At 52.6% G+C, this 863-nt stretch carries 1 protein-coding gene; it reads left to right on the forward strand.

All coding sequences use genetic code 11. From position 1 onward, the window contains the following. On the forward strand, positions 1–863 hold an 863-nt coding region (locus VK792_RS19485; protein ID WP_326299589.1), incomplete at both ends, for a Hint domain-containing protein.

The raw sequence follows: 863 nt of genomic DNA on the forward strand, positions 1-863 counted from the left end.
ACGGTGTTTGCATCACGGTCAGCTAGCCCAAAATCACGCGCCAAACAATCAGAGCAGATTTATGTGACAATACCCGCCGGGGTAGTCACGCAACTCCTTCACAACGTCACGACAGAATTCTTCCGCCTCTCGAACGGCACAGTTGTAACACCGGGCCACAGGTTTTTGCGACCAGATGGCTCATTTACTGAGATCAAAGATATCCTTGCGGACGATGGCCGTATCGTACTCGAAGACGGTTCGACCACGACTGTAACCGGTGAACTCATAACATATTCGTCTGAGACGGCGCATTTGTTCGAAGAAGCTGAGAAGACGGTTTACGCGTCTGAAGGCGGTGCAGCTTTGGCACCTCAGGTGGTGCGCGGTTGGAAAACATACAACTTCACCGTCGCAAAACATCACACGTACATCGCAGATGGTATTCGCGTTCACAACGACTCAATTCTGTCTACACTGGAAGCCGGTGACGAACTCATTTCTCTGAACGCGGACCTGACCGACGCAGCCGTTCTTCGTGACGTCTATGGCGATGGGGTTGCAGACTTTGTTGCTCTCGACGGATACCGCCGCGCGAATGGTGATGCCACCGATATCGCTGCAGCGTTTGTGTTCGACTGGAACGCTGGTGATGGAGACTTGGCACAACTGGTGGCCAACGAGTTGGACAGTGCACCTAATGCTTCATTCAATGTCTTCGATCCGGGAAACGGCAACAATTGGAATGACGGCACTTTCGGTGATGATATCGAAGAAGTATTCTGGGACGACATTCGAGGACAAGGGGGTGGCGTGCCCCCATCGGGTGGTCCGGTTAAAATGTTAGTGCATCGTAGGCCTCTGGTCTATCGGGACGATGCTTT

This window comes from Mesobacterium hydrothermale (assembly GCF_035818635.1).
Lineage (GTDB): Bacteria > Pseudomonadota > Alphaproteobacteria > Rhodobacterales > Rhodobacteraceae > Mesobacterium_A > Mesobacterium_A hydrothermale.